17 protein-coding genes and 1 riboswitch are annotated in these 21,531 nt (G+C 63.8%); of the genes, 11 read left to right on the top strand and 6 right to left on the bottom strand.

The window, feature by feature from the left end:
• Positions 1-53: 53 nt before the first annotated feature.
• A complete protein-coding gene (locus QRX41_RS00335) occupies positions 54-1,250 on the top strand; it encodes an Mrp/NBP35 family ATP-binding protein (RefSeq protein ID WP_101432566.1) in 1,197 nt (398 codons plus the stop codon).
• A 44-nt stretch (positions 1,251-1,294) separates the two neighbouring features.
• On the opposite strand, the gene QRX41_RS00330 is transcribed toward QRX41_RS00335, so the two are convergent.
• From QRX41_RS00330 to QRX41_RS00310, 5 genes are all read right to left on the bottom strand, one after another.
• A complete protein-coding gene (locus QRX41_RS00330; RefSeq protein WP_313835516.1) occupies positions 1,295-2,641 on the bottom strand; it encodes an MFS transporter in 1,347 nt (448 codons plus the stop codon).
• A gap of 184 nt (positions 2,642-2,825) precedes the next feature.
• Complete coding sequence (gene glnA, locus QRX41_RS00325; RefSeq protein WP_101432564.1) at positions 2,826-4,262, bottom strand: type I glutamate--ammonia ligase; 1,437 nt, start codon at positions 4,260-4,262, stop codon at positions 2,826-2,828.
• A gap of 143 nt (positions 4,263-4,405) precedes the next feature.
• On the bottom strand, positions 4,406-5,140 hold the full coding sequence (locus tag QRX41_RS00320; RefSeq protein ID WP_313837977.1) for a DUF4191 domain-containing protein: 735 nt from the start codon (positions 5,138-5,140) through the stop codon (positions 4,406-4,408).
• A gap of 48 nt (positions 5,141-5,188) precedes the next feature.
• Positions 5,189-6,676 (bottom strand): dihydrolipoyl dehydrogenase family protein, encoded by a 1,488-nt coding sequence (locus QRX41_RS00315; protein ID WP_313837976.1) that lies wholly within the window; start codon positions 6,674-6,676, stop codon positions 5,189-5,191.
• Positions 6,677-6,815: 139 nt separating this feature from the next.
• Positions 6,816-7,442 (bottom strand): DUF3043 domain-containing protein, encoded by a 627-nt coding sequence (locus QRX41_RS00310; protein WP_313837975.1) that lies wholly within the window; start codon positions 7,440-7,442, stop codon positions 6,816-6,818.
• Between the two features lie 66 nt (positions 7,443-7,508).
• Here QRX41_RS00310 and QRX41_RS00305 point away from each other — a divergent pair, with 66 nt between their 5' ends.
• The 3 genes from QRX41_RS00305 (at position 7,509) to QRX41_RS08520 (ending at position 12,234) form a co-directional block, all read left to right on the top strand.
• Positions 7,509-8,885 (top strand): dipeptidase, encoded by a 1,377-nt coding sequence (locus tag QRX41_RS00305; protein WP_313837973.1) that lies wholly within the window; start codon positions 7,509-7,511, stop codon positions 8,883-8,885.
• A gap of 3 nt (positions 8,886-8,888) precedes the next feature.
• A riboswitch (TPP riboswitch) is annotated at positions 8,889-9,004 on the top strand.
• A gap of 49 nt (positions 9,005-9,053) precedes the next feature.
• A complete protein-coding gene (locus tag QRX41_RS00300) occupies positions 9,054-9,728 on the top strand; it encodes an ECF transporter S component (protein WP_313835502.1) in 675 nt (224 codons plus the stop codon).
• Between the two features lie 10 nt (positions 9,729-9,738).
• Positions 9,739-12,234 (top strand): ATP-binding cassette domain-containing protein, encoded by a 2,496-nt coding sequence (locus tag QRX41_RS08520; RefSeq protein WP_313837971.1) that lies wholly within the window; start codon positions 9,739-9,741, stop codon positions 12,232-12,234.
• Between the two features lie 109 nt (positions 12,235-12,343).
• Here QRX41_RS08520 and QRX41_RS00290 read toward each other — a convergent pair whose 3' ends face one another.
• A complete protein-coding gene (locus QRX41_RS00290; protein WP_015022073.1) occupies positions 12,344-12,964 on the bottom strand; it encodes a superoxide dismutase in 621 nt (206 codons plus the stop codon).
• 220 nt (positions 12,965-13,184) lie between these two features.
• On the opposite strand from QRX41_RS00290, the gene QRX41_RS00285 reads away from it, so the two are divergent.
• From QRX41_RS00285 to argJ, 7 genes are all read left to right on the top strand, one after another.
• A complete protein-coding gene (locus QRX41_RS00285; RefSeq protein WP_313837969.1) occupies positions 13,185-14,105 on the top strand; it encodes a TrmH family RNA methyltransferase in 921 nt (306 codons plus the stop codon).
• A gap of 69 nt (positions 14,106-14,174) precedes the next feature.
• Positions 14,175-15,242: a phenylalanine--tRNA ligase subunit alpha gene (pheS, locus tag QRX41_RS00280; protein WP_313837968.1), complete on the top strand. Its 1,068-nt coding sequence runs from the start codon at positions 14,175-14,177 to the stop codon at positions 15,240-15,242.
• A 7-nt stretch (positions 15,243-15,249) separates the two neighbouring features.
• Positions 15,250-17,856 carry a phenylalanine--tRNA ligase subunit beta gene (gene pheT, locus QRX41_RS00275; protein WP_313837967.1) on the top strand — a complete coding sequence of 869 codons (2,607 nt, stop codon included), beginning with the start codon at positions 15,250-15,252 and terminating at the stop codon, positions 17,854-17,856.
• A 25-nt stretch (positions 17,857-17,881) separates the two neighbouring features.
• Positions 17,882-18,499 (top strand): DUF4190 domain-containing protein, encoded by a 618-nt coding sequence (locus QRX41_RS00270; RefSeq protein WP_313837965.1) that lies wholly within the window; start codon positions 17,882-17,884, stop codon positions 18,497-18,499.
• Positions 18,500-18,522: 23 nt separating this feature from the next.
• On the top strand, positions 18,523-19,113 hold the full coding sequence (locus QRX41_RS00265) for a DJ-1/PfpI family protein (protein WP_313837963.1): 591 nt from the start codon (positions 18,523-18,525) through the stop codon (positions 19,111-19,113).
• Between the two features lie 108 nt (positions 19,114-19,221).
• Positions 19,222-20,316 (top strand): N-acetyl-gamma-glutamyl-phosphate reductase, encoded by a 1,095-nt coding sequence (gene argC, locus QRX41_RS00260; protein ID WP_313838680.1) that lies wholly within the window; start codon positions 19,222-19,224, stop codon positions 20,314-20,316.
• The gene (argJ, locus tag QRX41_RS00255) at positions 20,313-21,482 is read left to right on the top strand and encodes a bifunctional glutamate N-acetyltransferase/amino-acid acetyltransferase ArgJ (RefSeq protein WP_313837961.1); all 1,170 of its coding nucleotides are present in this window, start codon (positions 20,313-20,315) and stop codon (positions 21,480-21,482) included. Before argC ends, argJ begins: the two co-directional genes overlap by 4 nt.
• Positions 21,483-21,531 lie beyond the last annotated feature (49 nt).

Raw genomic sequence — 21,531 nt, 5'->3', positions numbered from 1 at the left:
ATCCGACCAGCCGCGCCCTAGCAGCCGATGGCTGGGCGCGATATGGTGACGGCATGGAACAAGTAGAGCATCGCAAGGAAGGGACCCGGAATCTGGAGGAGCTGCCTCGAAGAATCAAGGGGGAGGTCTATGAGCGGCTCAGCCGGGTCATCGATCCAGAACTGGGTCGATCCATCACCGATCTGGGCATGATCACTGACATCATTGTCGAGCCGGCCAGGGATGCCCAGGCCGACTATGAGGTGACCGTGCGGGTGGAGCTGACCATCAAGGGATGCCCGCTGTCGACCACCATCACCAACCAGATCAACGGGACCGTGACCTCCTACCCGCGAGCCCGGCTGCGTCCGCATATCGATGTCTCCTCCATGAGCCGGGAGAAGCTGGACAACCTGGTGGCCGACCTCAAGGCCGCCCGGCGCAGCAACCCTTTCTCCAAGCCTGGCGTAGGCACCCGCATCTTCGCCATCGCCTCGGGCAAGGGGGGCGTGGGCAAATCCTCGGTGACCGTCAACCTGGCGGCCACGCTGGCTGCCCTGGGCTATGACACGGCCGCCATTGACGCGGACATCTACGGATTCTCCCTGCCTGGGCTCTTCGGCGTGCACAGCCGGCCCACCAACTTGCACGGCATGCTGATGCCGGTGACCGCCTGGGGGGTCAAGCTGATCTCCATCGGCATGTTCGCCGGGTCGGACCGGGCCATCCTCTGGAGGGGTCCTCGCCTGCAGCGCTCGCTGGAGCAGTTCCTCTCTGATGTCTGGTGGGGCGATCCCGATGTGCTGCTGCTGGATCTGGCTCCTGGCACCGGGGATATGGCCCTGTCAGTGGCCCAGGCCCTGCCCAACAGCCGGCTGATTGTGGTCACCACCCCCCAGCCCTCGGCCTCGCAGGTGGCCGTGCGTTCAGGGCTGGTGGCCCTCCAACTGCCTACCAAGGTCCAGGGTGTGATCGAAAACATGTCCTGGTACGAGCACAATGGCGAGCGGCTGCGCATCTTCGGTCAGGGCGGCGGCCAGCGGGTGGCCGACCAGCTGACCCGTGACCTGGGGTATCAGGTGCCCCTGCTGGAGCAGCTGCCCCTGCAGACCGACCTGCGCGAGTCGGGGGAGTCCGGTCGTCCGGCAGTGCTCAGGCCTGATGGCTCCCTGGATGATTCGCCGTTGACCAAACGGTTTGTGGACCTGGCCAAGACCCTGATGGCGGGTTCGGAGCCTGGCGATGCCCATCGGGCAGCCGACGAAGGCTGACTCTAAGACAAAGTTGTCAGTCAGGCGCCATGCCTTGTCCGGGATTAGACGGCGGCCGGGCTCTTCCGGCTGGTGATCTGCCGCGAGGGGATGGCCAGGAACCAGGGGACAGCCAGCACCACCAGGCCGATGGCGCACATGGCCAGGAAGGGAATGACCTCATGTCCGGCCAGGATGTAGGAGGCGAACATGGGTCCCACGATGTAGCCCAGGGAGGCGGCCGTATTGAGCAGGCCGAACATGCGTCCGCTGAAGGATGGCCCGGCCAGTTCGGCGGCCACAACCGGCTGGGAGATGCCCATCATGACCTCGCCCAGCCCGAAGATGGTGATGCCCAGGGAGGCCACGCTCAGGGCGCCGGGGGTGGAATCCAGGCGCAGGCCCAGGACGATGATCACCCAGGCCGCAGCCCAGAAGACCGGCACGGTGCGCAGCAGGCGCACATGGTTGGCGTCCTTGAGCCGGGGCAGCAGCACGATGTTCATGATCACCACCGAGAAGGTGTTGACCACGTCCACCACTGACAGGGACCAGCGGGGAATGTGCGGATCGGAGATCAGTGTGGTGACCAGGCCGGCGTCGAACTGGGAGTAGCCGAACAGGTCCATGAAGAAGGTTCCCATGGTCAGCAGGGCCATTGAGGCCAGCACCCTGGTCAGCGAGCTGGTGCGTCCGCCGAAGGTGCCGTTGACGGTCATGGTTTCTGCGCCCTCTGTTTGGCTGTCCTGCAGGGCATGGGTTGCCCCTGCGGATTCATGGACGACCTCTCGCTCTGCCTGGGCCTTGAGCTCAGCCGTCAGCCGGCGCAGCTGCCAGTGTCGTTCGATGACCAGCAAGGACAGGCTGAGCAGGGCGAATCCCAGGGCCCTGCCGCCAAAACCAATGCGGTAGAGGAAGTCCTGACCACCTGCGGCCAGTAGTCCGCCCACGGCAGCTCCTAGGCCGATACCCAGGTTGAGTTCGGCCTGGTTGATGCCGTAGACGATCCGGTGCTGCTCCCTGGTGGAGATCTGCGTCAGAATGCTGGCCCAGGAGGTCTGCATGCCCATCCCCAGGCCCGAGACGAAGGCTCCCGCCACTGCTGCCCGGTAGTCGTGGGCCATGGTGAAAATCAGGGGGCCGATGACCGAGAAGATCATGGCCGTGTGCATGGCCAGCCAGGAGGAGCGACGATCCGAGACCCAGCCGATGATGGGGTTGGAGATCAGCGACCCTACCGAGCTGATGGTCACCAGGAGGGCGGCCTCGCTCATGGTGGCGCCCAGGGAATGGGTGGCGAAGAGCAGCTCGATGGGCATGACCAGGCCGATGCCGAAGTTGCACATGAGGTCCACGATGAGCATGGCTCGCAGATATACGGGCAACTCCATGAACTCACGCAGCCAGCGCATCGGTTTCCACCTCCATCGGATCCGTTTTCATGCCTCTACTCATTCTGGCCTGACCGCATGCCGGGATGCCGGGGCTGGCGTGTTGCCGTCTATAGGCGGGATACAAAAAGGCCCGACCCTTCAGCAGGAAGGATCGGGCCACATGTGACCTGGCCGGTCAGCCAGCGTCAGCCGTCAGGTGAACTCAGATGTGGAAGTAGAGCTCGTACTCCAGGGGGGTGGGGGCCAGACGGGTCTGGTCCAGCTCGCCGCGCTTCAAATCCAGCCAGGTCTGGATCAGGTCATCGGTGAAGACGTCGCCCTCGCTCAGGAAGTCGTGATCCTCTTCCAAGGCGTTCAAAGCCTCCTCCAGGGAGCCGGGCACCTGCTTGATCTGGGCGTGCTCCTCCGGGGGCAGCTCATAGAGGTCCTTGTCGATGGGGGCCGGAGGCTCGGTGTGGTTGAGGATGCCGTCCAGTCCTGCCATCAGCTGGGCCGAGAAGGCCAGGAAGGGGTTGCAGGAGGGGTCGGGGGCGCGGAACTCGATCCGCTTGGCGGCAGGCGAGGTGCCGGCCAGGGGGATGCGGATGGCCGCCGAACGGTTCCTGGCCGAGTAGACCAGGTTGACCGGGGCCTCGTAGCCGGGCACCAGCCGCTTGTAGGAGTTGGTGGAGGGGTTGGTGAAGGCCAGGACGGACGAGGCATGCTCGATCAGGCCGCCCACATACCAGCGGGCGATGTCGGAGAGTCCGCCGTAGCCGTTCTCGTCGTAGAAGAGGGGCTTGCCATCCTTCCAGAGGGACTGATGGCAGTGCATGCCGGTCCCGTTGTCCCCGGCGATGGGCTTGGGCATGAAGGTGGCAGCCTTGCCGGCCAGGGCGGCGGTCTCGTGGACCACGTACTTGTACTTCATCAGGTCGTCGCCTGCGTGCAGCAGGGTGTTGAAGCGATAGTTGATCTCCTGCTGGCCGGCGCCGCCCACCTCGTGATGGGAGCGCTCCAGAATCAGGCCCACCTTCTGCAGGTTGGCCACCATGTCGTCGCGCAGATCCTGGTAGTGGTCGATGGGGGGCACAGGGAAGTAGCCCTTCTTGACCCGGTTCTTGAAGCCGATGTTGTCGGAGCCGTCCTCCTCGACGTCGACGCCCGAGTTCCAAGGAGCCTCGATGGAGTCGACCTCGTAGAAGGAGCGCTGCATGCTGTTCTCGAAGCGGACCTTGTCGAAGATGAAGAACTCGGCCTCGGGGGCGAAGGAGGCCGTGTCGGCGATGCCGGTGGAGCGCAGGTAGGCCTCCGCCTTGGCGGCGATCTGCCGGGGGTCGCGCGAGTAGGGCTCGTCGGTCACCGGGTCGACAATGGAGAAGGCCACATTCAGCGTGCGATGACGGCGGAAGGGATCCAGGTAGGCAGTCTCTGGATCGGGAATCAGCTTCATATCCGATTCGTTGATGGCTTGGAAGCCTTGGACGGAGGAGCCGTCGAAGGCCATGCCGTCTGTGAAGGCGTCCTTGAGGAATTCGCTGGCGGGCACGGTGAAGTGCTGCTGGACCCCGATCAGGTCCGTGAACCTGACTGAGACATATTCCACGCCCTCCTGATTGATCAGAGCTTCGCAATCGGCCTTTGACTTCAGTTCTCTCACTGAACTGCTCCTTTCGTGGAAACCGTAACGGTCACCCAGTCTAGGGGACCGGTTTTTTCAGCAATGCGCCGCTGAGGTTACGGGGGTGTTTCATGCGAAGGTCCCGGCGCCTCCCTGAGGGAGATGCCGGGACCTTGAAAACATCAGCGCCCGCGCATGGCCTTGCGGCTGACATGTATCTTGGTCGGATCGATGCCCTTGGGCATTCCCAGGGCGCTCTGCCGTTTTTGCAGGGTGACCAGCCGGTCGTTCAGGGTCTCCAGCTCGGTGGCGGTCAGCTTGACCTTCTTCTTGATCACGGTGCGCTGGAGCTTGTTGAGCGGAACCTGGTCGGGTCCGTGGCCCACGCTGATCCGGTAGATGGGGATGGCCGACCCACGGGTGATGCGGCGGATCTTCTCCTCTTCGCGGTTCATGGCCTTGTTGACGCGGTTGTAGTCGCCCTCGGCTATCAGGTAGACCCCGGTGCGGCCGGTGCCCCTCCAGACGGCGTCCTTGGTTTTGGCATCGATCCAGACGGGTTCCTGGGGGAAGGAGAAGCCCGCCTTGGAGATGCTGCTCAGCACGGCGGCGGCAGCGCCTGGACGACCCTCCATCTTGGCGTAGCCGACCTTGTCGGAGCGCCTGGTCAGGGTCATGGTGGCCAGAAGCAGGCCGACCATGATGCCCAGAAGCACGGTCAGGATCCAGGACAGCCAGCCAAAGTGAGCCAGCAGGCAGATCACCACGGCTATCAGTGTGGGCACCAGAATGGCCGCGGCCAGCAGCCAGGGAAGAGCCTTGTCCTCTGCGTAAGTGAATTGGTAGATCTTGACGATCTGGCTGATCGTGCTGTTCTTCTTTTTTGTTTTTTTGCCCTTGGTGTCCTCTGTAGCCATGCCATCCTCACTCGGAAACGTTCACTGGTTGACCAGTCTACCGCATGCCTAACGCATGTTCAGGGGTCTGCCGTCAGCCTTGAGCAGGGCCTCTCCAATGGCTTCCGAGAAGGTGGGATGGGGATGGATGAGCCCGGCCGCCCGGTGCAGGGGGATCTGGTTGCCCACCAGCTGCTGGGCCTCGGCGATATTCTCGGAGGCCTGGGGGGAGACCATCTCCAGACCGACGACTATCTGCTTCTCCAGATCGGTGGCTTGGCAGGCGGTGATCAGGCTGAGGGTGCCCTGCAGGCCGCTCATGCGCATGCGCGAGTTGGCCATCATGGGGTAGATGGTCTCCTTGACCTGGTTCAGCGATGGATCGTCCTCGGCCTCCTGCCGGCTGAATCCCACAGCTGCGGCCTGTGGGGAGGAGAAGACCACGCGGGGGATGGTGGCCTCATTGACAGGTTCAGGATCCAGACCAGAGGCGGCATCGGCCAGGGTGATGCCCTGCTGGAAGGCCCTGTGAGCCAGATGGTGACCCGGGGTGATGTCGCCCAGGGCCCAAACTCGGTCGCGGCTGGTGCGCCCTTGGGAGTCGGTCAGGACCTGGCCATGTTCATCCATGTCGATGCCCAGCTCCTTCATATGCTGGGGGTTGGTATTGGGATCCCTGCCGATGGCCACCAGGACCAGATCGGTCTCGATCGCTCCCGCCTGGCCCTTGTCGTCGGCCGGCTGGTAGTCGATCTGAATGCCTTCATCTGCGGACAGACGGTGCCCGCCCGAGCAGCGGGCATGGGTGATGATCTGAATTCCCTGACGCTCCAGCTCCCGGGTCATGATCTGGCCGGTCCGCCGACCCCAGTGGGAGAGCACCCGGTCATGTCTGACCAGCAGGGTCACCTGGCAGCCGGCTTGGTTCCAAATGGTGGCGAATTCCAGGGCCACCGCACCTGAGCCGATAATCAGCGCCCGGCGGGGAAAGGGCTTGAGGGTCAGCGCCCGGTCGGTGTCGATGACCAGATCATCGAAGGGGAGCTCCTCCAAGGGCCTGGCGTGTGACCCGGTGGCCAGGATGGTGTCACAGGTGGTCAGCCGGGTTCGATTGCCGTCATCGTCGGTCACCTCCACCAGGCCGTCGCCGACGATGGTGCCGTGGCCGTGCACCACGGTGATGCCACGCTGCTTCAGCAGGCTGGACAGGCCGCCGGTCATGGCGTCCACCATCCGGTCCTGATAATCCTGGAGCTTCTGGTAGTCGATGCTGGCCGACCCGATATTGATGCCCATGGCGGCCCCGAGATCAGCCTGTTCGAGAACCTGGGTGGCTGTCAGCAGGGCCTTGGTGGGGATGCATCCGCGGTTCAGGCAAACGCCGCCGACCACAGTGTCCTGCTCGACCAGGGCCACCCGTCCGCCCAGCTCTGCCGTGCGCAGGGCTGTGGCATACCCGCCTGGGCCTGATCCGATAATGATGGTGTCGTACTGGCGGCTGTCGGCGTCCCATGGGTCAAGAGACTCTGTGCCGGGTTGGTTGATCGATTGCTGCATAACAATCCATGCTAGCCGTACCGGCTGGGAGAATGAAGAGCATTCGCACAATGCGGAGTGAGTGCAAAGACCGCCCGGAACCCAAGGGCACCGGGCGGCATGACTACTTCACCGTTTGGTATGTCAGGATAATCGGCTGTCAGTCGGGCCAGTGCCCGCGCTTGCTCTGATTGGGCTTGGGAACCCGCCACCGCCGGACCATCATGGCCCGTTGCCAGGCGTAGGAGGCCGAACGCGAACCTTTGGCCACCGAGCGCTCGCCGAACTTGTCGATCAGCAGGCGCTTGAGCTTGCGCCACATCAGCCAGGTATCGATCAGGGCAATGATCAGGTAGCCATAGAGCAGGACGGTCACCGCCATGGTGAAGGTTGCATAGTGCTGAGGGCCCACGAACATGCCCATCAGGGTGGCGACGAACATAAGGATGATGGCCGGGAATATCCATTCCAGCAGATTGAAGCGGGCATCCACATAGTCGCGGATGTAGATCCGCCAGGGCAGGCGCTCCGACTTGGGCATGTGGTCGAGGTCGCCGGTTCTCATGGCCTCGTACTGGGCATCCTCACGGGCTCGGATCCGGGCCTTGGCGGCCTTGCGAGAGGCCTTGCGGTCCTTGGGGACCAGCGGGCGCAGGTTCCGGGCCTCGGCCTGCTTGCGCTTGGGTGTGGGGCGTCCCTTGCCTCGTGCTTCTTCAGTGGAGGCCGTCTGGTCCGCCTCCGCCTCTTTGTCCCGTCGATCCTTGCGTGAGAAGGGGTTCCATGTCATGCGAACAGGTTACGGTGACGCCTAGACTCGCAAGCATTGATTCGCAAGCAATCACAGGAGGTAACGATGGCGGAGCTGGGCCTGGAGACGATCCGCACACGTGTGCAGGACGATAGGAGCCGGATCGTCGATCTGCTCAAGGACAAGATCGCCCTGGCTTCGGTTTCGGCCAAGGGGATCACCGGGGATCACATGCGACGGTCGGCCGACTATGTGGCCGGGCAACTGCGGCAGGTGGGTGTAGATGCCCGGGTGGTCCAGGCGACCAATCCTGACGGGACCCCGGGCGCCTTCGAGGTGATCGGATCCCGGCAGGTGGATGACAAGGCCCCGACCGTCCTGCTCTACGCTCATCACGATGTGCAGCCGGTGCCCGATCCCTCACAGTGGTCCACTGACCCCTTTACCGGCGTGGAAAAGGAGGGACGGCTCTATGGACGCGGATCGGCCGACGACGGCGGCGGCATCGCCATCCACTCGGGTGCCCTGCACGCCCTGGGCAAGGACCTGCGCGTCAACGTCAAGGTCTTCATCGAGGGTGAGGAGGAGATGGGCTCGCGCAGCTTCATCCCCTTCCTCCAGGCTCATCGGGACGATTTCGCCTCGGATCTGATCATCGTGGCCGACTCGGGCAACTGGTCGGCGGACACCCCCAGCCTGACCACCTCCCTAAGAGGGAATGCAGACCTGGATGTCACGGTCACAGTCCTTGAGCATCCGGTTCACTCCGGGCAGTTCGGCGGGCCCATCCTGGATGCCAACACCCTGGCCGCCATGCTGATCGCCTCCATGTATGACGACCAGGGTCAGCTGGCGGTGCCCGGCCTGGAGGGCGGACAGCCCATAGGCGGCCTGCAGCGTGACCTGGACCAGGCCCAGCTGCGTGCGGATGCCGGCGTGGTGGACTCCTACCGGCTGGCCGGAACCGACTCCCTGGCCTCCCGGCTCTGGACCAAGCCTGCAGCGGCGGTGATCGGCTTCGATGCCCACCCGGTGGAGGGCTCCTTCAACGTGCTGGCTGATACGACCCGCTTCCGCATTTCCCTGCGCACTGCGCCCACCCAGCGCCCTGAGCAGGCCGCGCAGGCCTTGGCTGATTTTTTGATCGCCCATGCTCCTCAGGGGGCCAGGGTGGAGGTCACGCCCGGCGACATGGGCATGGGATGGGCCATGGATGCCGGCAGCCCGGTGGTCCGGCAGGCCGAGGAGGCCATGCGGCAGGCCTTCGGACGGGATCCGGTCAACAAGGGCGAGGGCGGATCCATCCCCTTCATCCCCGAACTCAAGCGGCTCTTCCCTGAGGCCCAGGTCCTGGTGACCGGCCCGGAGGATCCCCAGTCCAACGCCCACAGCCCGAACGAGTCCATCTCCCTGCAGGGGCTGGTCGACAACATCATCACCGAGGCCCTGCTGCTGGATTCCCTTGACCACCGTATGTTCTAAGATGGCAAGTGACACGGGGGCCGTATGCCTATGGGCGTGCGGCTGAGAGGAGGCTCAGCCTCAACCGGACGAACGTTTACCGGGTAATGCCGGCGCACGGATGTCACTGGACCCGTGCCTGAACGGGATGGCGCTCATAGGGAGCGCCCCGAGGAAAGGCACAAGATCATGACCGATGGTCATTTCATCAACAACACTGCTTCCGGATCGGAGCCGGAGTCCGAGCGGACTCCCTCCCAGGTCAGGACCCCCTCCCGACGGTGGAGGGTGGTGGATATCGCCGTAGCCTCGGTCATCGGGGTGGCCTCCGCAGTCATCTACTGGGTGGTCGCCATGGTGACCACCATTCCCTGGTCATTCCTGGACGGGGTCGTGCCCGGTCTGGGGGGCATTCTCAACGGTCTTTACCTGTTTGCCGGGCCTCTGGCGTCGGTCATCGTGCGCAAGCCGGGGGCGGCCGTCTATGCCGAGCTTGTCGCAGCCATCCTGGAGTCGCTGCTGGGCAGCCAATGGGTGCCTGTGGAGACCATACTGATTGGCCTGCTTCAGGGCTTCATGGCCGAACTGGTCTTCATGCTGCTGCGTTACCGGCGTTGGAACATGTCCACGGTGGCACTGTCAGGCGCTGCCGCTGGTTTCGGCTGCTGGCTGTACTCCTTCTGCACGCACCTGCAGGCCATCAACCTGACCGGCCCCTATGGGGTGATCTATCTGATAGCGACCCTGATCTCGGGCGCTCTGATCGCTGGAGTGCTGGTCTGGTACCTCTATAAGGCCATTGCCGCCACCGGGGCTCTGGACCGCTTCGCCTCCGGCCGCGATATTCATACGGCCGGGAAGTAGAGGTCTGGGCGTGGACCGGAGCATCCAGGACAACCCCTACCGACCCGCAGCCTTGGAGCTGCGCGGTTGGGGTTATCGGCATGCCTATCGGAACCACTTCGCCGTCAAGGACCTCTCCCTGAGCATTCCTGCAGGTCAGCGGGTGCTGCTGCTGGGAGCCTCCGGCATTGGCAAATCGACCATCCTCGAGGGTGTGGCCGGGCTTCTGGGCGATCATGCCCCGCAGAGCGGTCAGGATCAGGTCGAGGATGACGAAGGCGGGGTGACCCAGGGCCAGGTCCTGATTGACGGCAATCCCGCCGTCTCCAGCCGGGGGCGTGTGGGGCTGGTCCTGCAGGATCCGGATGCCCAGGCCATCTTTCAGCGGCTTGGTGACAATGTGGCCTTCGGGCCCGAGAACATGGGGCTGCCCCGAGAGGAAATCTGGCCACGGGTGCAGAGGGCCATGGCCGAGGTGGGTTTGGCTGACCTGCAGCTGACCCGGTCCACCATGCATCTGAGCGGAGGGCAGATGCAGCGTCTGGCCCTGGCCGGCGCCCTGGCCATGCAGCCTGGGCTGCTCCTGCTGGATGAGCCCACGGCTAATCTGGATCCGGTCGGCGTCGACCAGATTGTCGGCGCCGTCAGGAAGGTCCTGGACCGGCAAGGCTCGACCATGATTCTGGTCGAGCACCGGGCAGGTCCATGGATGGATATGATCGACCGGGTCATCGTGCTTGGGCTGGGCGAGGTTGAAGACAGCACCGGCGGATCGGGCGCTGCGACCTATCGCAAGACGGTGATCATGGCCGACGGCAGCCCCCAGGAGGTATTCACTGATCCGGGATTGGACCTGGCCTCACTGGGCATCTGGGTTCCCGAAGCTTATAGGAGCGCCAGGGATTCGCTCCCTGAGCTTGGAGGGTCCAGGGTCAGGTCCGGGCAATCCGATCCCGGCCGGGATGATCATCCCGTCCTGCTGGCCGCTCAGGATCTGGCGGTGGGCCGTCAGGGCAAGGCAGTGGCCGAGCATATCGATTTGGAATTCAGGGCCGGTCAGATCACCGCCTTGGTCGGAGCCAACGGAGCCGGCAAGTCCACGCTGGCCATGACCCTGGCCGGTCTGCTGGAGCCAGTGGCCGGTTCGGTCCTTGCCCAGGACCGCCTGCTCCGGGGACTCCAGGGGCAGATGCCTGCCGAGCCCGAGCCCATCCGATGGACCTCATCCCAGCTGGCGGCGCGCATCGCCTATGTCTTTCAGAATCCCGAGCATCAGTTCGCCCGGGGCACGGTCTTGGATGAGGTCAAGTTGGCTCCAATCCGCACTGGTATGAGCGAGGACCGGGCCCAGGCTCGCGCCCTGGAGCTGCTGGACCGTTTCAGGCTGAGGCAGTACGCGCATGCCAACCCTTACACGCTCTCGGGCGGTGAGAAGCGGCGGCTCACCGTGGCCTCGGCCCTGGCCGCCGCACCTCAGATGCTGATTCTTGACGAGCCTACCTTCGGTCAGGACAGGAACACCTGGGTCAGCATGGCCCAGCTGATTGCAGACCTGCGCGACCAGGGAGCCTGCATCATCCTGGTCACCCACGACCGGGAGCTGGTCCAGGCCCTGGATGCCCGTCTGGTGGAGATGACGCCTCCGGGAGCCCAAAAGGCCGTCTGGCCTGTATCAGAGTCAGATTTGCAGGCCCGTCAGAAGACTGTTGCGGCCAGACTGACCGTCACGCCCATGGATCAGCGGGACGAGCCGGTCAAGCCGGCCAGCCGGTCGCAATACATAGCCTCCATCAATCCGGCCTTCCGTCTGATCGGGGCTTTCCTGGCAGCTCTGCCCCTGCTGATCAGCCTGGACCCGGTCTCGGCCACGACGGCACTGATCCTGGAGTTCCTGATGCTGGGCGCGGCAGGCTTCACACCCCTGCGGGTGGTCAGATCCACCTGGCCCATCTTCCTGGGGGCGCCCGGCTCGGCCCTGGCGATCATCCTCTATGGCAAGAGCGGCGGCGCCACCTTCTGGCAGTGGGGCATGATCCACATCACTCAGCGGTCGTTGGATCTGGCCCTGGCCACCGCGCTGCGAATCCTGGCCATCGGGATTCCCGCCATCATCACCGTGCTGGGAATAGATGCCACCGATCTGGCCGATGCCTTCAGCCAGGTGCTCCACCTGCCTGATCGCTTCGTCTACGGCGGGCTGGCCGGCATGCGGCTCTTCACCGTTCTCAAGGATGACTGGTCGGCCCTGACCGCCTCGCGCCGCAGTCGCGGGCTGGGCGATGAGAACCGTTTCAAGGCCTTTATGCCCCAGGCCTTCGCCCTGCTGGTCCTGTCCATCAGGCGTTCGACGACCTTGGCTACGGCCATGGAGGCCAGGGGTTTCGGCGGCAGCACACCGCGCACCCATGCCAGGGTTTCCCAGATCAGACCACGTGACGCCGGTTTCCTGCTCATATGCCTGGCTGTGCCTGCAATCTCCCTGACCCTGGCTGCCCTGACCGGCTCCATCGCCTTCTTCGGCAACTGATCGCCCGGGTTTTCCGCAGGCTCCGGATATAGAGGAACCCCGGTCCTTTCCGCCTCCCGCAGAGAGGGGAAAGGACCGGGGTCCGCCTGTGGTTGGAAGCGCTGGTGTTTTACCTGGCCAGAGTGGTGTTGATGTTGCGCACCTCGTCGAAGCGCTTGGAGGCATCCTCCCAGTTGACGATGTGCCACCAGGCCTTGACATAGCTGGCCCGGTCGTTCAGGTACTCCAGGTAGTAGGCGTGCTCCCAGAGGTCCAGCAGGACCAGCGGGAAGATGGTGACGGGCAGGTTGCCCTGGTGGTCGTACATCTGCAGGGTGACCAGGCGCTCGCCCAGGGTATCCCAGGCAAGGACGGCCCAGCCGGAGCCCTGGATGCCTGCGCACATGGACTCGAAGTAGGTCTGGAAGCCCTGGAAGGACCCGAACTGGTCCTCGATGGCGGCCTTGAGCTCGCCAGTGGGCTCCTGGCCGATGGCCGGGGCCATGTTCTTCCAGAAGATGGAATGGTTCTTGTGCCCGGCCAGGTTGAAGGCCAGGTTCTTCTCCAGCAGGTTGGACTGAGCCACGTTGCCGGACTCGGCCGCGTCGTGGATCTGCTCCAGGGCCTTGTTGGCACCGTTCACATAAGCCTGATGGTGCTTGTCATGGTGCAGCTCCATGATCTTGCCGGACACGTACGGCTCCAGCGCCGAGTAGTCGTAGGGCAGATCGGGAAGTGTGTATACGGGCATATCGTCTCCTCACAATGATTCTGGCCAAGCCAGACGAGTGATGGTCGGTCTGCGCCAGACCAACAACGGACGTGGTCGACCCGACCGGTTCTTTAACCCTAGCCCCTTGTCCGAGGAGCACAAGGGGCGCAGGCCTTTCTTTCAGTGAACTTTCCCACAGATGCGGGCTCATCAAGGTCCGTCAGCCGTGCTTTCGACTGCCGGGGCTAGAGTTGTGCCCATGCCCTTTGATGACTCCCTTCTTGACAACCCGCATGCCCAACGAATTCGTCGCCTGGCTGAACTGCAGGATCGGCGGGCCCGGCAGCGTCATAGCCGCTTCCTGATAGAGGGTCCGCAGAGCGTGCGCGAGGCGGTCCGCTGGCGTCCCGACCTGCTGACTGACCTCTATGTTCAGGCGGATGAGTCCTCTTCTGTAGATAAGGGCGGTCATCCGCGGCCGCTCAACGAGACCGTAGGCGCCATCATGGAGCAGGCCCGGGAGCTGCCTGACTGCTATGGGCACTTCGTCTCCGCCAGGGTCATGCATGCCATCAGCGGCAATGCGCAGGGGATCCTGGCCCAGGCGCGGACTGATGGATTTTTGGCCCAAGCGGCGGACTTTGACGATCCCCGGAGCCTGACGGGGGAGGGGCCCGACCTGGTGGCAGCCTTCTGGCAGATCCGTGATCCAGGCAATGCCGGAACCGTCATTCGCACGGCCGATGCCGCCGGTTGCCGGGCGGTCATCCTGGTGGATCAGTGCGTGGAATTGACCAATCCCAAGGTCATTCGCTCTACGGCTGGCTCGGCCTTTCACATACCCCTGGCGACCATGGGCACTGAGGACTTCCTGGCCCTGTGCAGACGGCAGGGCCGGGCCCTGGTGGCTGCGGATGTCTATGGCACGCCGGACAAACCCGTCCGCTCCCTGACTGATTTGATGGCGAGCGGTGCCTTGTCCAAGACAGACTCGTCGGGTCAACCCAAGGCCCTGCTCTTCGGCAATGAGGCACGTGGGCTGCCCAATGAGCTGCTGGAGTCCATGGATCAGATCGTTCGCATACCCATATACGGGCGGGCTGAATCGCTCAATCTGGCTACCTCGGCGGCGGTGCTGCTTTACGCCATGGCCATGTCGAGTCGTATTGAAAGAATGTGAAGGCGTCAACGACCGGGATTTCCGCTGATTTGCGGCCCGGACATGGCATTGGCAACAGTGGAAAGGTCCATGGTGGCACAGGAAGAATTCGACCCCGCGGCGATGACTGACGAGGTCAACGAGGGCATCGGCAGGATTCGCGAAGCCTCCGATCTGGAAGAGCTCAAGGCGATCAAGGCCAAGTATGCGGGGACAGGTTCAGCCCTGGCCGGATCAGGGCGGGTCATCGGAAAGCTGCCAGCGGATCAGAAGAAGACCGCCGGGCGTCTGGCAGGCAAGCTCAAGGCTGACTTTGGCCGTGCCTACGGGCTCAAGGAGCGGCAGCTGCGCCAGGAGGAGGAGTCCCGCCGCCTGGCCGCCGAGCAGGTGGATATGACCCTGCCGGTCAACCGCCGTCCCCAGGGCGCCCGCCACCCGCTGTCCAAACTCATGGAGGACGTGGAGGACTTCTTCGTCTCCATGGGTTGGAGCATCGCCCAGGGTCCCGAGCTGGAAGCCGAGTGGTACAACTTCGATGCGCTCAACTTCGGCCCTGACCATCCTGCCCGCCAGATGCAGGACACCTTCTACGTCAAGGGCAGCCAGGCCAGGGATGCCGCCGGTTTCGTCGGCTCCAACATGGTCATGCGCACCCATACCTCGCCCGACCAGGCCCGTTCCCTGATAACCCGTGGCGTACCGCTCTACGTGGCCTGCACGGGCAGGGTCTTCCGCACCGACGAACTGGATGCCACCCACACCCCGGTCTTTCACCAGTGCGAGGCCATCGCCGTCGATGAGCACCTGACCATGGCCGACCTCAAAGGCACCCTGGACAAGCTCGCCGTGGCCATGTTCGGCCCCGAGGCCCGGACCAGACTGAGGCCCTCATACTTCCCCTTCACCGAGCCCAGCGCCGAGATGGACCTCTGGTTCCCCGACAAGAAGGGCGGCCCCGGATGGATCGAATGGGGAGGCTGCGGCATGGTCAACCCCAATGTTCTGAGGTCGGCCGGCGTGGACCCACAGCGCTACTCAGGCTTCGCCTTCGGTGTGGGCATGGAGCGCACCCTGCTCCTGCGACACGACATCAACGACATGCACGACCTGGTCGAAGGCGACGTGCGGTTCAGCCAGCAGTTCGAGATGGGGGAGTGACTGTCAGATGCCAATGGTAGATATCGACTGGCTCAAGGAGCATGTGCAGGTCCCCGAGGATCTGACCTATGAACAGCTGGCCAAGGACCTGGTCCGGGTCGGTCTGGAGGAAGAGGACATCCACCAGTCCACAGTGACCGGCCCCATCGTGGTCGGCTATGTGGTGGATGCCGAGCCCGAGCCCCAGAAGAACGGCAAAACCATCAACTGGTGCCATGTGGATGTGGGCGAGCAGTACAACGCTGTGGACGACCAGGGCCGCAAGGTGCCCCGGGGCATCGTCTGCGGGGCCCCCAACATGGCTGCGGGCGAGAAAGTGGTGGTGACCCTGCCGGGGGCCGTCCTGCCTGGGGACTTCCGCATCGAGCCGCGCAAGACCTATGGTCACATCTCGGACGGCATGTGCGCCTCCGAGCGTGAGCTGGGACTGGGCTCGGACCATCAGGGCATCATCCTGCTGCGCAACTACGGGTTCACCCCCGAGCAGTACGAACAGCTCAAGCCCGGTGACGATGCCATGAGCCTCCTGCATATGAATAGGCCCGTGCTTGAAATCAACATCACCCCCGACCGTGGCTACGCCTTCTCCTACAGGGGGGTTGCCCGCGAATATCACCACTCCACGGGCGCTGAGTACACGGATCCGGTGATTGAGCTGAACAAGACCGTGCCAGCCTCCGCAACGCAGGAGGATCAGGCTCCGCTGGCCGTGCATGTTGAGGACGACAATCCCATTCATGGTCAGCCCGGATGCGACCGCTACTACCTGCGGGCCCTGACCGGGTGCGACCCCAAAGCCGCCACTCCCAGCTGGATGCGTCGTCGGCTGGTTCGGGCCGGCATGCGCTCCATCAGCCTGCCGGTGGACATCACCAACTACGTCATGCTGGACCTGGGCCAGCCCCTGCACGCCTACGACCTGGACAAGCTCAGCGGCCCCATCGTCGTCCGCAGGGCCAGGCAGGGCGAGCACCTGACCACCCTTGATGGCAAAGATCGCGAGCTCAGCACCGAAGATCTGCTCATCACCGACTCGCCCGAGGGGCATGAGGGTTCCCGCATCCTGGGTCTGGCCGGGGTTATGGGCGGCCTGTATGGAGAGGTGACCGATCAGACGAAGAACATCCTGATCGAGTCCGCCCATTTCGACCAGGTGACCATCGCACGGACCGCCCGTCGCCACAAGCTGCCCTCGGAGGCCTCCAAGCGCTTTGAGCGTGGGGTGGATCCGCAGATGCAACCGGCCGCCGCAGCCATGGCCGCCGATCTGTTGCATCGCCTTGCCGGTGGCCAGGACCTGGATGCTCCGTTGGATTTGAACCAGACCAAGCCCATGCCGGTCATCGACTTTGCCGTCAGCGAGGTGGCACGTCTGACCGGACTGGAGGTGGAGCCCCAGCGCATCGTGGCCATTCTGCGAGACATCGGCTGCACGGTCCAAGGTGATCCTCAGGACCGGCTGTCGGTGACCCCGCCGACCTGGAGGCCCGACCTGGGCGAGGGCTGTGATCTTGTCGAGGAGGTGGCCCGCCTGGTGGGCTATGACCGCATCCCCGTCACCGTGCCATCACCCAAGGTGTCAGGAGCGGTTGGTCTGACCGATCGCCAGCAGCGCCGCCGTTGGGTGGCTGACACCCTGGCCGAGTATGGGCTGACCGAGGTTCTGGACTACCCGTTCGTCGGTGACAATGATTTCAAGGCCTTCGGCATGGATCCTGATGAGGTTCATGTCAACAGCGTGGAACTGGCCAACCCCATGGCCGCTGACAGGCCCTACCTGCGCCAGAGCCTGCTGCTGCCGCTGGCCAACACCGTGGAGCGCAACCTTCGCCGTGGCAACACGGATGTGCGTCTCTTCGAGATCGGCTATGTCTTCCGTCGTGATCCCATGGCTCCTGCGGTGCCCACCCTTCCGGGCGGCGTGCGGCCCAGCGACGAGGATCTGGCCCGCCTGGACCAGGGTCTGCCGGAGCAACGGCTGCATGTGGCGGCCCTGCTGACCGGCCGTGCCCAGGAGGATGGCTGGCTCAAGGACAGCAGGGATGTGGACTGGACCGATGCAGTCGAATCGGCTCGTCGTGTCCTGGATAGGCTGGGAGCACATTATCGGCTGGAGCAGCCCTCGGCTGAGCAGGTGCCCGACCAGTGGCATCCGGGCCGTACCGCCAGGCTGGTCCTGGATGACGGCACGCTTGTCGGCATGGTGGGCGAGCTGCATCCTCGGGTTGATCAAGCTCTGGGCTTCCCCGCCCACTCGGCTGCCTTCGAGCTGAGTCTGGACATGCTGCTGGACCACCTGGACTACACGCCCCTGCAGGCTAAGCCGGTCTCGACCTTCCCGCCGGTCCGTCAGGATCTGGCCTTCACCGTGCCGGAAACGGTTTCGGCCGCCGACCTGACTTCCGCCATCAGAGAAGCGGCTGGGTCTAGTCTTGAATCCATCGAGCTGTTCGACGTTTTCACTGGCGATCAGATCGGTGAGCATGCAAAATCGCTGGCCTTCGCAGTCACCTTCCGCGCCCCGGACCGTACCTTGACGTCCGAGGACAGCGAATCCCTGCGCCAGGCCATCGTTGACAAGACTGCAGGTCTGGGCGCCGTGCTGCGTGCCTGACCGGGCATCGAGGGGACCGAGGGACATGACGGATTCTCAAGAACAGGGCACAGCCGGTGGACCTGACCGCCAGGATCATGATGGGGGCGACCAGCCCTTGTACGGCGCACGCGCCGATCGTTATCCAGGATGGAATCCGTACATATACGGTCGCCCAGATCCTGAATCCAAGACCAAGGAATCGGATTCGTCCCAAGGCAACCCCGCCAACCGGCCCATGCCCATGGCGGGGCAGCCGAGTCCCGGTCGCGGCGGAAATCCTGGGAATCCTGGGAATCCTCAGGCCCGTCCCGGCGCTCCGGTCTGGCCTCCCCAGGGCATGCCCGATCTGAACGACCCCTCCCAAAATCCGGTCTACGGCCACTGGGATCCCTGCGCCATCATCGCCTTCCTCATGGCTCTCTTTTTGCCCATGCCTGTGATTCCCGCCTTGCTGGGTGGCGTTTCCATGTACCGGACCCGCCGACTGCATATGAAGGGCTACGGGTTGGCCATGGCTGCCCTGATCATCAACCTCCTCTTTACCTTGGCTTGGATCTGGCTTCTGGTCAACGGTGTCTCCCTGAACGACTTCTACCAGCAGATGATGCCGTCGCCCTCGACGGGTGGCGGCGGCTCAGGCGGGGATGGTGTCAGCGCCTGACATTTAAGCAGGCGGTCATTCAGATGGGCTTGGATATCAATATTGTCGTATTCGACGGGTTTGAACCCTTGGATGTCTTTGGCCCCTTTGAGGTTTTCGTCAACACTGATGACGCCCGGGTGCGGCTTTTCTCCTTGGACGGTCCTGGAGTGAAAGTCGGGGAAGGCGGCGTCCGGGTCGAAGCTGTAGGACCCGAAGAGATTGATCCCAAGGGAGTTTTGTTGATACCCGGCGGTTCTGGCACGCGAACTCTGATTGGAAACGACCGATGGATTAGGCAGTTGGCAAGCCTGGCCGCCCAGTCGCCGCAGGTAATGACGGTCTGCACAGGCTCGGCTCTCTTAGCTGCCGCCGGTGTGCTCGACGGTCGGCGTGCGACTTCCAATGACTTGGCCTTTGACTGGGTCGTCGGCACGGGGAAGCGCGTGGATTGGATCAAGGATGCCCGCTGGGTGGTCGATGGAAAGTTTCGCACCTCTTCGGGTATCTCGGCCGGCATCGATATGGCCCTGGCCTTTGTGGAGGACACATGCGGGCCCGATGCTGCGGACAAGGCCAGTACGCAGATGGAATACATCCGCAACCGAGATTACGGTTATGACCCCTTCGCGTAGATGAAAGTGATGCGCAGCTAGAGAATATACATAGCGACACGCCGAATTGCATAAATATGCGTTTTACTGCATGAGTATGTATTATGGTGCCCGATGAAGGGAGCACTCATGCGGCAATACACGGTGGCTGTGGCGGGAGCTTCGGGGTATGCCGGCTCGGAAATGATCCGTCTATTGGCAGCGCATCCAGCCTTTCAGGTATGCACGGTCACCGGTCACGGCTCCGCTGGCCGGTTGCTGGGGGAGTTCTCGCCCAACCTTCCGGAGTCGCTGGCCTCGTTGCAGATTCAGGATACGAAGCCGGATATCTTGGCCGGCCATGATCTGGTGGTTCTGGCCCTGCCTCACGGGGCTTCTGGCCCCCTGGCCGAACAGCTGGATCCGCAATCGCTGATGGTCGACTTGGGGGCTGATCACCGGCTGGAGGATCAGGGCGATTGGCAAGACTACTACGGCGGACCTTTCTCAAGCCCGTGGACCTACGGGATGCCTGAGCTGCTCAACCCGGGTGGCGGCCGCCAGCGTCAGCTGCTTGGACAGACCCGGCGGATCGCTGGTCCTGGGTGCAATGTCACAGCAGTCACTCTGGCCTTCCAGCCTGCCCTGTCCGCCGGACTGGTCCAGACTGATGATCTGGTGGCCGACCTTGCTGTCGGCTACTCGGGCGCTGGGCGCTCGGGCGGCAGAATGGATCTGCTGGCAGCCCAGGCCATCAATTCGGCCCATCCCTACTCGGTCGGAGGCACCCATCGGCATATCCCTGAGATTGTGCAGAACCTGCGCAAGGCCGCAGCTGCGGACCCCAACCTCGGGGGTCTTGGGAAACAATCCATCCGCTTGGGGCTGACCCCCATACTGGTCCCCATGTCAAGGGGGATTCTGGCTGTGGTCTCAGCCAAGCTGAGCGCGCGTGGACAGAGCATGGAGATGGCTGATATTCGTGCCGTCTGGGAAGGGATCTATGCCCAGGAGCAGTTTGTCGATCTGCTCCCCGAGGGCAGGCTTCCCTCCACGGCCGATGTGTATGGCTCCAACCGGGCCCAGGTCCAGGTAGCTGTGGACCAGCGCGCCGACCGCCTCTATGCTTTCGCCGCCATCGACAACCTGACCCGGGGCACCGCAGGCCAGGCCCTCCAGGCCGTGAATCTGGCTCTGGGCCTGCCCGAGGAGACCGGATTGACAACCATAGGAGTGGCACCATGAGCATCACCTACCCTGCAGGCTTCCGGACCGGCACGGCCATCGCCCATCGTCCGGGAGGTTCGCAGCGCCGAAATCTGGCCTTGGTCGTCAACAGCGGACCCATGGACACGGCTGTGGGGGTCTTCACACCCAATCGTTTCCGGGCCGCTCCGGTCGTCTGGACCAGCAGGATCCTTGAAGATGGCCGTGCTGGAGCCGTGGTCATCAACTCCGGCAATGCCAACGCCTGCACGGGCCCCGAGGGCCTGGACCAGGCCAGGGCCATGGCCGAGCGGACAGGCGAGAAACTGGGCCTGCCCACCGAGCGGGTTGCCGTCTGCTCCACAGGGATCATCGGCCATCTGCTGCACTTGGACTCCATCTTGACCGGTATCGATCAGGCTGCCCAGGGGTTGTCGGCCAGTCAGGAGGCCGGCGAAGAGGCCGCCAAGGCCATATTGACCACCGACACCTGCACCAAGACCGTGGCTGTGGACGGTTCCGGCTGGCGGCTGGGCGGCATGGTCAAGGGTTCCGGGATGATCGCCCCGCAGTTGGCCACCATGATCTGCGTAATCACCACCGATGCCATTCTGGAGCCGGAACAGGCTCGCCAGGCCCTGTCCGAGGCTTGCCGGCTCAGCTTCAACCGGATCGATGTGGACGGGTGCATGTCCACCAACGACACCGTCCTGCTGATGGCCTCCGGGGCCTCAGGAGTACGGCCTGACCCCGATCAGTTCCAGGAGAAGCTCGGTCAGGCCTGCGCGGATCTGGCCCATCGGATTGTGGCCGACGGCGAGGGCAGCAGGCATCGGATCCGTATTCGGGTGGACGGTGCCGAGAGTGAGGATGCAGCCCTTGCCTGTGCCCGGGCGGTCTCCGGCTCCACGCTGCTCAAGTGCGCGGTGGCCGGCGAGGACCCCAACTGGGGCCGGGTGGTGTCCTCCCTGGGCACCGTGCCGGTTTCGAAGGCGGCCTATGATCCGGCCCAAGTGGATGTCAGCTTCAACGGCATCAAGGTCTGCCAAGGAGGCCGTCCCGGCCAGGATCCGGAGCTGGTCGACCTGCACGTTCCCGAGGTCCATATCGACATCGACCTTGGTCATGGCGACAGCCAGGCCACGGTATGGACGGATGATCTGACCCACGAATACGTGACCATCAATGCCGACTACCACACCTGACAGGAAACCTGATCGGGCGCGCTGCCAAGAGCTGCAGCAATCGGAAGAT

Source organism: Bifidobacterium kimbladii, from assembly GCF_032193675.1.
GTDB lineage: Bacteria > Actinomycetota > Actinomycetes > Actinomycetales > Bifidobacteriaceae > Bombiscardovia > Bombiscardovia kimbladii.
This window is presented reverse-complemented; position numbering and strand designations above follow the sequence as displayed.